Here is a 12,147-nt window from a genome sequence, read left to right as displayed (position 1 = left end):
CAGCATACCAAAAAGCAATTTAATAAAAATTATTCAATTTTATTTACTAATAAATTAAATGACTGGTTGCAGTATTTGCATGATTTTGACAAACCATGCGGACATTTCCGTGTTGAGTTTGTACAAAATGTGTACAAACAGACTTTTCGTCCGCCAATTTCTTGGAATGTATAGCAAGTGTTCTCTAAATTCGAGGTTATCAATTAAAAGAAATGAGAATAACTGGTAATTAACATGTTACCAGTTGAGTAACCAAGCTATATATGCATATGAAAGAGAGTTTTGACAGTGTTGGATTCTCCCGTGTGGAGACCCAGCTATTGAGCCTATCCCCAAGTGGCCGTCGTCTAGAGACCGACTACCTACGGGCCAAACCTGTATTTTGGATCGAAGAGCATTTTATACTGGCGCCACGGCAGTACGAGCAGTTGCGGACTATGGATCCTATATTTTTACAACGCATGGCTACGGCGGTAGCCGACAGCTGGGATCAGGGTCGGTTGGTGAGTTTTTACAAAGAGAGCCGCCCGGCAGAAGAAGATAAAAGCCCCAAAGACATTATCTTCTCGCGGCAGGCTACGCAGAGTCTCACCTTTGGAGCCGAACCTACAGGACCCCTCGATCAAGTCGCTATATGGATACGGTATCGGTAGTGAGCCGATTTACAGTTCTGCTCCTTAGGTTACCAATGACAGCTTGTAAACTGTATCGTCCTTCCGCTGCGTCCCGATGTATCGGGGACCGAAGTGGAGAGATCTAGAAACTATATATTAATCCTATACAGTTCATAGACCTCTCCACGAGGTCGAGGTGACGACTATTTTTTACTTTTAGACAGCATCATATCTAACAAACTATTAACCGAAAAATATTACTTTAATTATGATATCTACAATAACTCCTTTACAAGAGGCTGTTGAGCAGCAGTTATTGGCTTCGAGGAGTGAGCTTTCGAAGCCAGACCTTTCCATCGACGAGATATGCGCCAAGGTCTTGGACGATATGTTTGTCTTATTCCGACAGATCAAAACCCCCGAGATGGCCAGTCAGCTAATTAATCAATGCTATGTCCTCATTCGCAATTTGCTGGATCAGCTTTGGTCCGCACCCGATCTGTTTTCCTCTTTCGAGGCTGTTGAGAAATTATATTTCCGTTTTGAACTTTCTTTCGGCTTCTATATACAGCCGGGTAATACGCCACCTTTATTTCTACAACAGCAATTGTCCGAGGAGATAAAAAGGCGGCTCCCTGCTATCAGTAGCAAACTCTTGGAGAAAGCGATACCCGAGCTTTATATCTTAGAGCTCGGGTATGGGATTGAGAGTCTTTTGAATCCCGGTAAGCAGCCACAGCTTTGTTATGCCCACCTCGACTACATTCCGAAACTACTCGGTGGACTAGAGCAGATAGCACGTGACAATAGGGACAAAGTCTGGGTAGACCGGTACGTATTCTTAATGATCCGTTTTAATTTTAACTATCCCGGCTTCTTCAACCGTTGGAGCGAACATCTAACAAAAACCTTGAAGGAGCTGGATACAGGTCGTGCACAGAAGCATTTATTCCATATCGAGCGGCAGCTGACGTTCAGTTATCACAGTGGCGACCTTTGTTACAACCTGTCTCAAGAACCCTTGCTCGAACAGATGCTTCTGTATGTCGACGACCTCCTTGAGAAATTCACAGACAGCGTGCAAGACAATACGACATTTGAAGAGACTTCGCTATTGACCAAATTAAACGGAGACGAGTTAAATCTCATCTTCTACTACTTTTATAAATTTCGAATTTATGATTACCCCAATAAACGGGAAGCCGCCAAAGCATTTTCCAATACGATCCAGAGCATCAGTAAGCAAAATATATCGTACAAGACATTGGAAAAGTTTGAGAAGAGCCGTCTGGAGGCGTCGGCTATCAAAATGAAGCGCTTGCTGAAAGCCGTTGTGGAGGCCATTGACCAGGATTTTAAACATTAAGTACCAGGTGAAGGTAAATATCTTAATACAAATCGCTTGTAATCAATAAATTAAATTTGTATCTTCATAATTACAGACCAATTAGCGTGAAAGCGCTATAAAAATCACATTATTTTATAATGGAAAAGCATTTAACAAGAATAGCTTCCATGGCGCATGCCTATAGAACCTGTATCGAGAATCTCCATCAAAAAAGAGAAAGAGAAGAGGCAGAAGCACTCGATTTAAGTACGAGGCAAGACATTTACATGAAAAAACTAAAAGACATCCGACGGCGATTCATGGAGTGTCGAGATACGCTGAGGCCTATCCTGGAAGAAGTTAGTATTGATATCCGTGTTGAAAGTTGGGAACACGCAGCGCAAATATTACGGCTACGACATGGTTACAAAAATTATATCCTATTTGCGATAGCTCCCAAAGAAGTAAAACACATTCAACGATGGCGGTATTCCGGGTTTATGGCTATCCTAGGCGATTTTGCTAGAAATGAGATTACTTTATACGAATACTCAGATGAAATAGATAGGAAAAATAGCGCAGATACCGCGACCAAGCGCAATGAATTTGAAAAACACGCATGGCGATTAGTCAACATACCGATCGACCATTTCGATTTCGAAGCGGTGAAACCTTTTATCAAAGAATACCTATCCAAAGAACTCAACTACATTGCTCTGCAATACCCATCTCTAAAACTACCCACATTTGATACATTAAAATCATGCAACACCAGACTTCAGCAAACGACGAGCAGCAGCTATTATCAGACATGGAATCCAATATTATCTCTTACAAAATACTTAAAGAATCAATTCGCGCGAGCAAAGAAAAAATAGACCAAATCGCTACTGTGGAACGGAAAAAGCACTCTGTGTTTTCCCAAAAATTTGCGACGGTGCTACGACAAATACGAACATATCAGAGTTTATTGAGCACCATCATGAGACAAGTCAATATAGACGTCCGAATAGAGCATATACGAACAAGGTTACTAATTTGTAAACCATGTTATGACTCTCCCCATTATGTGCTATTTGCTATTGCAAACAAAGCAGATCCGCTGTCGCGCAGATTCTTCAACAGTGGCTTTTTGGCCTTCTGCGGCGATCCCAAAACCGACCATATCAATGTTTACGAGTATAACGGAAAATGGTGTAAGACAGTGGGGCCTCCACCTCCCCCTCATCTTGAGCGCTCTGTCTTCAGGGAATACGCATTGCACCTAGCCGACGATCACATTGATAAATTCAATATCGAAGAAATGGCGTACTACATTGAGCGCTACATTGACAAAGAGCTCAAATGTATCATCGCAAGCAGCTAGCATAACCACAGCAAGAATAAGGTTTGCCCTTGGTGGCCTCATATACAAAAAGCACTTTTTTTAAAATAAGGGGGTGTACACCCTTTTACACCCCCTAGCACACCTCTCAAAACCAGCTAAAAACAGCGATTACGCTGCACAAATCGCGTTTTGCACAAGAATCCGAAAAGCAGTAGGAATCACCTTTTCGCACCCCCACCCCTCTTCATTGGCCAGAAACCGCGTTGCCCCTCTCAAATCTCAACCCCCGACCCACTTCCTATTTGCTATACCTTTGATTTGAAGGCACACGAGAGGTAGCAAATTGGTGCTTCGGTAGGCAGCTATCCCGAATCAGGTTCGGGATAGCCCCCTATCTGAAACATCACCTTCATCACCCCGCCTAAAGTCGGGACAAGCTTAAAAAACAAAAAAATGAAAACATTACAAATACAAACCAGCAAAATAGATTATCGTAGCCTAGCGGTTAGGATCTTAGCGATAGCACTGGCAGGGATCCTGCTTTATACCGCGACCAAGAAAGTAATGGATTTTCGGGCTTTTGTGGCCCATATTGAGACACTCTCTATCGGGGCGGGCGAACTAAACTACAGTCTTGCGGCTTTTATCGTTTTTATAGAGTACGGCCTGGCATTCATGCTGCTATTCGATCCTTTAAAGCGTTGGCTTTATTGGAGCATAGGCGGTCTTATGCTACTGTACAGTGCCTATATCTATGCGATACTGAATTTTGCGATAACGCTCCCTTGCTCCTGTCAGGGTGCATTCAAAAGCCTGAGCTGGCAGCAGCATTATCTGGTCAATCTTGTCGTGCTACTGGCCGCTGTAGGCATACTCTTATTAATCAGAAAACCAAAAGGTCATGATAACCTAAGAAATAAATAGAAAAGCTATGAAAAGAAATGCTCAAAACAACCCCGTAACTCCAGGAGCCATCGGGGCAGAACAAAAAACACTAAAAAACCTTTTTAAACTAAAAGCAATGAAAACATTTAGACTTTTGGCCTTCTTTGCCCTATTCGGCAGTGTTGGCTACGCACTCGCTAATAATCAACAAAGTATCTGTGAGGATAGAACAGTAGAAAGCTACAGACAGATTGATGATGAATTACCTGCACCTACCCTTCCTCCGGGAGCAGATCCCAATATGGAATCTGTAGGTTTCTATCAAACGAACTTCACCTGTACTGAAAACGAAAACATCACTTGTCATTACGTATATGATGAACAAACGAACACTTGGGTGCAGTGTACAGGTGATTATAAGCCGAATCTATTAAAATAATTAACGTTCTTAGGTAATCATGATCTAAAATAGCGGAGCTCTACACTCCGCTATTTTCTTTTGTCTCACCATCTAGTCCTGCGCCAATGCTTCTTCAATTACAGCTATCAGTCCCTGCTGACTGCGCAAATCTCTGTCCGACCGGGCAAAAATATTCCCGTCTTTACCGATAATCATCGGGTTTGGATAAGCCTTTATTCTATAATGCTGAATCAATGGATGCTTAAAGGTAAGAGCCCCTGTATATAAATCATACGCGTTATTACCATGCAGCGCTGCCCACTCCAACCCCCTCAAATAAGCTTTTCTATCTTCGGCAGCGACAGTAACAAAGACTATCCGTTCATCATTTTTATACCTTTCATAAACCGGTTTGACCGTTTGCTCGATATAACTGTGGCAGTTATTACAGGCTAGAAAATAGAAATCCATAAACACCACCTTCCCTTTAAACCGATCGGAAGCAACGACTTTACCGTCTTTATCAAAGAGTTCAAACGTTGCGCCCGGCTTACCTATAGCCAAGTCATCAAGCCCCTCTAGTTGTAGCAAAAGATAGGGGTCTTTAATAATACGCAGGGCATCCTCAAGGATTTGTGGATTTTCTCTCTGCCCATACATTAAGAGCACCTCCTCCGTCAATAATGCCTCTCTCAGCCCTACAGGAGCTTTATCTCTGATCAATTCATACTTATTCGCATAAATCCCATTTTCCCTATGCTCCACAGAATATAAATTATCTAACCAATAGCTAACATAAGCCATATACTTCGGTGAACTACGCAGGTATTTTATAGGTATATCTGCTCCTTCCAGTCCAGCATAATGATCGAGAAAGTTATCCCTAGTTCGTTCCCAAATTTCCTTTCTTTCCGGGTGATATAAAGAAAACCGAAAAGGATAATTCAATGCTTCATAAAACCCGCCCACATAGTCGGCATACAATTGATAATATACATCGTCCGTAAGATAGGGTCTGTATAGTTGCAAAGCATCACGCAGTACGTTCATTCGGAACTTGTACTTCCTTGCATTCCAAGACTTAGCGTCACGAGCATTAAATAAATCATCAACATAATACGGGGGAGGATATTGCTTAACATACCGGATATCACTGAATTTATACTTTTGCCCCCACAAACTATCTACCGTCCATTTAACAATGAACTTTTCAGCTCCTATTCCCCTAAACATTAACCCAAAAGCATCCTTTAAAGGCTTCTCCCCATTTGTCATTAAAATACCTACATTATTCCACCCCTGCTTTGGATAGGCCTGAATTTGTATAGAATCCCCAGGGCTCAATAAATACCCGTCTAATAAAGCCATTGCAGGATTATTGTTAAACTCTTCCCCCTTTCTCCACAGGTATACGCGCGTCAGATGAGGAATCGAGTCTATCTGAAATCCATAAAACCCAGCCTTAGCACCTGATCTGATCTCCTCGTAAGGATTTTGATGAATCTGTCCAAAATGATATTTCCGAAAAATCCGAAGCACCAATGTATCATTCCTATTATAGTGTTTTGCTTCTACTGTAATAGAGGCTCGACCTACCTCCTGCGCACTCAGCGAAACTATGCCAAGCAATGCTAGAAGAAATAGCCAACACAGATATATTTTTTTCATTATTATTCCTTAAATTTTAGTTCTTAGCGTTCGTTTTGTTGGATGCCTGTTATTTTAATTTCATTGGGCGGTATGGGGAATACCCATCGCTTGTCACCGGCCGGTAAGGTATAGATCTCTCCACTTAGATTCCTTTGTAAACTAATAGCATAGCCATCACGGTTCAATCGTTTTAGATCTGACCAACGCAATCCACGAAATACGAGTTCTTTGCGACGTTCTTCCAAAACCCACTGCAACACTTCTTCTTTGTTCGTACTTGTATAGGGTACAAACTCATCAGTTTCAAAACGATGTTCTAGCAGATGATTCAAATCCGTCAAAGCTTTATCCTTGTCTCCGGCACGTGCGTAGCACTCTGCTCGAATCAAGTATTGTTCGTCGGCATCAAAACCATTAAAAATGAGGACCCCTAAACCATGATAATCCTTCTTTACATATTTTGACTGACCGATATTCTCAAAGAAATACCTCTCCCTTAAATCGCCCGGAACATAGCTTTGCATTAAGACAGAGTCCATAATGGTGGTTTTCATAATGCTGTTATAGAAATCATTTGTTGAGCCCAGATACCGAAATAGTAATGTCTGTTGATAATCCCTTTTACTTACTACATTAAGATCAACCAAATCGTTAAAATCTCTTAGGGAATAATCTGAATGCAGACCTGCTTTGTCATATTCGCCCATATACAAATACACCCTTGCCAGTAGCGCATTAGCCGCGGGCTTCGACGCCCGGGAAAAATCTGCGGTAGATTTAAGTAGAGGCTCCGCCTCCAATAAGCTATTAACAATAAAATCAAAAGTATATCGATTGGTCGGCCGCTCCATTTTCTCATTGACATCTGCCGTCATCGGGATAGGGATACCTAGATCTCTCGTTGCCATTTCCCTATCATATACCGGAGAAAACAATTGCACTAATCCATAAATCGCCTCTGCTTTCAGAAATAGAGCCTCCCCTTTTATTTGATCATAACGTATACTATTCTTCGTTGTACGTTCCAATTTCGTCAGCCCATCCAGTACCGCATTGGCATAAAAGACTTTGCTATACAGTAGACCCCAAGCCGTATTCGATTCAGACGTACCATAGATATCCTCCGCCCAGATATAGGTGTTTTTTTTCACCTGATTCTGCGTACCCAACCAATAATCGGTATCAAAATAGAAATCATCAGCCTGCAATTCCATCAAATCTGTACTATTTGTTGCCACCGTACTATAATTCAGTAACTGCTCAAAATCATCCAACGTCGATGGCACCACCATATTCGACCTCGGCTTTACGTCCAGATATTGCTCACAGGATGAAAACAGGAGCAGGAATATGAAAAATATACTAATTGTAAAGTTTCGCATGATTTAAAATTTAAGATTAAGACCTAAAGCGTATGTCCTTGGTGTGGGATGGGTTAAACCCGTGTCCGGGATTGCCAAGGGATCAAACCCACTGTCATTCGCAGCCCATAGCAGCGCCACATTGTCCACATAGCCGTACACTTGTAGATTCCTGATCAGACCATTTTTTAAGCTGGGAAAAGAATACGACAGCCGGATATCCCGAAAGCGGATATGGTCGCCCGGCTGTACATGATCCTCCGCCATACTATAAAAAGACTCTCTGTTACCATTCGCTGGATACGTGGCTCTCGGCACGCGGGTGGTCGCCTCATCTCCTGCCTGCTGCCAGCGCTGTGTATAGTCGGACTGGAATACCGCACTGCCATAACCTGTAAGCGAATACAGAGATGAAGACGAAAAAGCTTTTTGGCGGAAGTAATAGCCCAAGTGATAGGACAACATAAAAGATAGCTCTAACCCCTTATAAGCAAAGCTATTGCGCAAACTCCCGAAGGTGCTGGGCGTAGCCCGTCCATGGTAGATATACTCCGAAAGTGGGGTATTGTTATAGATATTAGCATAATCTGTACTAAGCTCGCCATCCAGATACCCCATGGGGTCCCCCTTACTGTCCAAACCAGCATAGGGCAAAGAATATATGGTATTTAAGGGCTTTCCTTCAATGGGGTACTCCCCGATACTGGAAGTCAAATACAATCTATCATTGGTCGGCTTCTCGTAGTAGTCCGTGACCCGATCTTTGATATGGCTAAAAACAAGATTACCAGTCCAAGAGAAATCCGAATAGCGCAAGCGACTATTGACACTGATATCCCAGCCTGAAGATTTCATAGCCGACCAGTTGCCGTACAGCGTAGATATCCCCGAGGATGGATTCATCGGATTATAGCTCAACAGATCGGTAGATGTCCGGTAATAACGCTCTATCGTGCCAGAAAGCTTACTGTTAAGCAACGAAAAGTCCATAGCCAGATTCAACATACGTACCTTTTCCCAACTCAATAACGGATTGGGAGCTGTTACAATACTTTGGAATTTCCTACCATTATCTGAATTTACCGAACCCCCAACCTGCGAGGTCAAATAAGCCGATGCTGTACTCACATTCCCCATAGTTCCCACTGTACCGCGCAGCGAAAGCTTCTGTAGCCAAGGGAACTGTACAAAGGACTCTTCATGCAGATTCCAGAGCACACCCGCCGACATAAAAGGTTTTCCCTTTTTATTCGCCTCTACGCCGAAGATATTAGCACGGTCTTTACGCACCGAAAAAGTAGCTGTATATCGCCTATCATAGCTATAAGACGCATTTCCGAACATCAGGACATTCCGATTGTCCGTCGTCTCCCGTTGATTCTGCGTAGGCGACACCAACAGACTCCCCAATGATGTCACATGATACTGCGGATAGCGTGCCGTCAAATCCATTGGTGTATACGTCTCGGTAGCGGGCTGATAGCCCAGCATGGTTTCCTGTACATTGCGGAAAGTCTGCCGTTTATTCAGTTCTCCGCCCATAATCATGCTAAACTGGTGGACACCCCAATCCTTATGGGCCGCAAGCTGTATCCGGCCATTGTGATTGGAAAAAGTGGACTGCGTCACATTGAACTGTCCACCCTCGGGGATAGCCGATGTAGCTGTCCCTGCAGCATGGTTGATCCTGGTAAACTGGTTGTACAGGTTACGCATCTGGAACGACTCAGCATCCCACAACCAATTGATCTCGGACGTCCCCGAACCGTACTGGTATTTACCCGATAGGGTAAGCCAGTCCAACGCTTTATATTCAAAGCCCGTACTCAATTGATAGCTTAGTCCACTGGTCCTAGCAGGATTCAGACCTATCTCCTCTACTGGGCGATAGTTCCAATCTTTGAGCAATCCATTACCGGCCGTATCGATATAGCTTTGGCGAAATTTATTCCCCCCGCCGATCGATAGCGGATTGCCGACCTCATCGACCAAGCGGTCGTAGAGTACATTGTAGCCAACGCTTGTATTCCGGGACGAACGGTCCAGGGCTTTGGCAAACAGCAGACCTACATCCAGTTTTAGCTTATCCTTCCACAGCTCATAACTGTTGCGCATGTTAATACTGATACGCTGATTGTCCGCCCCCACTTTATCCGATACGTTCTGATCATAGCCTGCGGAGAAGTAATACGTGTTCCGCTTGCCTCCACCGTTGAAGCTTAAAAAGGTCTTCCGAAACGATGACGGACGATAGAAATACTTTTCTAAATCCCGACGTACATCCTGCCCCTTCAGCACATCTAGTGCTTCTTCCAACTCCATATCCATAAGCTTCTTATCGCGATGCTGTTTAAGCAACTCTATAGCAGGCGTGATATAGCTGTATCCCTGATTGATGTACGGATTCCAGGCGTTCTTGTTAAACAGAAAACGCTCCACCTCGATAAACTCATCCATGGGAATAATAGGTGCGTAATACAGATCCGGCTTGGCCGAAATAGAATAATCCGAACGCCAGTTGACCTGCATAGGCTGCTCCCGATGCCCCTGTTTGGACGTCAGTACGATTACCCCATTTCCTGCACGCGCTCCCCATATCGAAGCTGCGGCAGCATCCTGCAATATCGTGACCGATTCGATATCCTCGGGATTGATATCTTCAATTGCGCCCTCGTAGGGGAAGTTGTCCAAGATGACCAAGGGCTCCGCATTTCCACGAATGGTACTCCGACCACGTATGGAGATACTTGGTTCTTTATAAAAATTAGATTTACCAATTTTTGTCTGGTTAAACGTAATCCCCGGCACGACATCCTTTAACCGATCAATCACATTAGATCCCACCGACCTACTCAATAGTTCATTATTCACATGCGTGAAAGAACCTGTAGCCCTTTCTTTAGGCACACTGAAGAACCCCGTAGAGACCACCTCTACTTCTTCGATCTGTGTTTCGTTGGCTTCAAGCCGCACTTTTATTAATGTAGATGTTTTATCATAAGCAACGCTTTGCTCTTTATATCCTATATGTTTAATTATTAACGATCCATGCGGTTTATCTACAGCGATTCTGAATGTGCCATCCTTGACCGAATGCACCGTCTTAGCCCCTACCGAAATGGTAGCATTTGCCACTGGCATCCCATCCACCTCCGACAGCACCACGCCGCGCAACACAGACTCCTGCTGCTGCTGAACAACACCCCGATGCTGCGGAGACTGCGCAACAGCCCCCGACAGCCCGAGACCACTAAACAACATGAAGATCATTGTAGCTATAAGCTGTATGCGAATAGCAAATGGCTTATAACCGGCCTTTGAATGCACAGCCGTTAAGAATTTCGGATCTGGAGGCGTATAAAATCTCAAACTGTTTGATCCCAATTTATTGGGAGAGTTTTTGAGATTTAGACGACTGCTTCGAAATTTAGGTGAGCATTCAACGCCTTGAGTTCTTTGCATACTTTCTTTATCAAGTAAGAAAGTATGAGCCTCTCGCGGCTTGAGCGAGAAAAGTATTGAGCCACTCCCGGCTTGAGGGAGAATACTAACAAATTTGTTATCGGCTTGTTTTAAAGCGATTTGCCGATCTCTATTTTCTTTTACAACCATAGACTCCACTTTGCTCCTAAACTCCTCACAGAGCGCACGAAAAGACCTTAGAATCAATCGATTCATGCGAAGATCATTTACCACAGCTTCGCCATTGCGAGAAGTAGGAATTACGCCGAAGCAATCTCCATCCCTATCATAACCTACCACAGACCTACTACCGGTTAGTACCTCCTTAGTACCTCTTTGGTAGCTCTCTAGTACCTCTCCAGTACCTTTACCCCCACTATTCAGTACCTTTCCCGTACCTTTACAGTACCTTTCGGGTAGCTTTTTGTGTGCAGAAATATAACTTTCTTGTTCTATCCTTGTTCCGTTCTTAGGTGTTTCTTGTGTTGTTGCTAGTTCAACGTTAGTCCGTTCTAGGTTCGTTGCTAGTTCATCCTTAGTTGTTTGGTAGTTCATTTCTAGTTCAACCCTAGTTATAGGCTGGTTATAGGCTAGTTCAACCTTAGTTTGAGCACCTTTTTGAAAAGTAGCACTTTCCCACCCGCTTCGAGCGGACTTTGACTCCTCTTCGACTAGGCTTCGAGAGCTCTTCGGCAGACCTTCGACACCGCTTCGAGACTGGTTCGGGACTGCTTCGAGACTCCTTCGGGTGGTGTTCGAATCGCCTTCGACTGCACTTCTGGAGTTGCTACCTTTAATGCGAGACAGATTTAATAAGTAATTATAAATTTGTAGAGATGCATAGAAAATTTGATGATTCATTTAAGATAATGGCGGTCGATTTGAGCGTTGTTAAAGGTTCAGTAGCAGAAGTTGCAGGCGAATTGGATATTGATCCCAGTTTACTTAGTAAATGGCGCAGGAACCCACGTTACAATGGTAATAAGGTTCTCCCGGACAATCCTAAGATAAGCCCCGAGGAACAGGAACTGAGGGTTTTGCGTAAGCGACTTAAAGATGCGGAGTTAGAGCGTGATATTCTAAAAAAGGCCATAGCCATCTTCTCCAAGGGAGACGGTCCA

At 43.6% G+C, this 12,147-nt stretch carries 10 protein-coding genes; 7 read left to right on the top strand and 3 right to left on the bottom strand.

What is annotated here, in order from left to right; translation table 11 throughout:
- Nucleotides 1-269 precede the first annotated feature (269 nt).
- The 6 genes from B5X76_RS10755 (at nt 270) to B5X76_RS10730 (ending at nt 4,592) form a co-directional block, all read left to right on the top strand.
- Nucleotides 270-653, top strand: coding sequence for a hypothetical protein (locus B5X76_RS10755; RefSeq protein ID WP_079643124.1), 384 nt, complete (start codon nt 270-272; stop codon nt 651-653).
- Between the two features lie 229 nt (nt 654-882).
- Nucleotides 883-1,980 carry a hypothetical protein gene (locus tag B5X76_RS10750; RefSeq protein WP_079643123.1) on the top strand — a complete coding sequence of 366 codons (1,098 nt, stop codon included), beginning with the start codon at nt 883-885 and terminating at the stop codon, nt 1,978-1,980.
- Nucleotides 1,981-2,099: 119 nt separating this feature from the next.
- Entirely contained in the window at nt 2,100-2,819 is a 720-nt protein-coding gene (locus B5X76_RS10745; protein WP_079643122.1) for a hypothetical protein, read from the top strand.
- 104 nt (nt 2,820-2,923) lie between these two features.
- A complete protein-coding gene (locus B5X76_RS10740; RefSeq protein ID WP_139375276.1) occupies nt 2,924-3,307 on the top strand; it encodes a hypothetical protein in 384 nt (127 codons plus the stop codon).
- 414 nt (nt 3,308-3,721) lie between these two features.
- The gene (locus tag B5X76_RS10735) at nt 3,722-4,192 is read left to right on the top strand and encodes a MauE/DoxX family redox-associated membrane protein (RefSeq protein ID WP_079643120.1); all 471 of its coding nucleotides are present in this window, start codon (nt 3,722-3,724) and stop codon (nt 4,190-4,192) included.
- Between the two features lie 7 nt (nt 4,193-4,199).
- Complete coding sequence (locus B5X76_RS10730; protein ID WP_079643119.1) at nt 4,200-4,592, top strand: hypothetical protein; 393 nt, start codon at nt 4,200-4,202, stop codon at nt 4,590-4,592.
- Between the two features lie 72 nt (nt 4,593-4,664).
- On the opposite strand, the gene B5X76_RS10725 is transcribed toward B5X76_RS10730, so the two are convergent.
- From B5X76_RS10725 to B5X76_RS10715, 3 genes are read right to left on the bottom strand one after another with little or no spacing between them, the layout of a single operon-like run.
- A complete protein-coding gene (locus tag B5X76_RS10725; RefSeq protein WP_079643118.1) occupies nt 4,665-6,221 on the bottom strand; it encodes a TlpA family protein disulfide reductase in 1,557 nt (518 codons plus the stop codon).
- 23 nt (nt 6,222-6,244) lie between these two features.
- On the bottom strand, nt 6,245-7,585 hold the full coding sequence (locus B5X76_RS10720; protein WP_079643117.1) for a RagB/SusD family nutrient uptake outer membrane protein: 1,341 nt from the start codon (nt 7,583-7,585) through the stop codon (nt 6,245-6,247).
- 3 nt (nt 7,586-7,588) lie between these two features.
- Nucleotides 7,589-11,887 (bottom strand): SusC/RagA family TonB-linked outer membrane protein, encoded by a 4,299-nt coding sequence (locus B5X76_RS10715; protein WP_079643116.1) that lies wholly within the window; start codon nt 11,885-11,887, stop codon nt 7,589-7,591.
- Between B5X76_RS10715 and B5X76_RS10710 the strand changes: the two genes are divergently transcribed.
- The coding region (locus B5X76_RS10710) for a transposase (protein ID WP_139375275.1) at nt 11,863-12,147 on the top strand (285 nt) is incomplete at its 3' end. The genes B5X76_RS10715 and B5X76_RS10710 overlap by 25 nt on opposite strands.

This window comes from Sphingobacterium nematocida, assembly GCF_900168125.1.
GTDB lineage: Bacteria > Bacteroidota > Bacteroidia > Sphingobacteriales > Sphingobacteriaceae > Sphingobacterium > Sphingobacterium nematocida.
The sequence above is the reverse complement of the archived record's forward strand: the minus strand, read 5'-3'. Positions and strand labels throughout refer to the sequence as shown.

Bases quoted from the DNA above. Each gene is read 5' to 3' on its own strand.
- B5X76_RS10720 (WP_079643117.1), bottom strand. From the start codon at position 7,585: ATGCGAAACTTTACAATTAGTATATTTTTCATATTCCTGCTCCTGTTT.
- B5X76_RS10745 (WP_079643122.1), top strand. From the start codon at position 2,100: ATGGAAAAGCATTTAACAAGAATAGCTTCCATGGCGCATGCCTATAGA.
- B5X76_RS10735 (WP_079643120.1), top strand. From the start codon at position 3,722: ATGAAAACATTACAAATACAAACCAGCAAAATAGATTATCGTAGCCTA.
- B5X76_RS10755 (WP_079643124.1), top strand. From the start codon at position 270: ATGAAAGAGAGTTTTGACAGTGTTGGATTCTCCCGTGTGGAGACCCAG.
- B5X76_RS10715 (WP_079643116.1), bottom strand. From the start codon at position 11,887: ATGAATCATCAAATTTTCTATGCATCTCTACAAATTTATAATTACTTA.
- B5X76_RS10740 (WP_139375276.1), top strand. From the start codon at position 2,924: ATGAGACAAGTCAATATAGACGTCCGAATAGAGCATATACGAACAAGG.
- B5X76_RS10725 (WP_079643118.1), bottom strand. From the start codon at position 6,221: ATGAAAAAAATATATCTGTGTTGGCTATTTCTTCTAGCATTGCTTGGC.
- B5X76_RS10750 (WP_079643123.1), top strand. From the start codon at position 883: ATGATATCTACAATAACTCCTTTACAAGAGGCTGTTGAGCAGCAGTTA.
- B5X76_RS10730 (WP_079643119.1), top strand. From the start codon at position 4,200: ATGAAAAGAAATGCTCAAAACAACCCCGTAACTCCAGGAGCCATCGGG.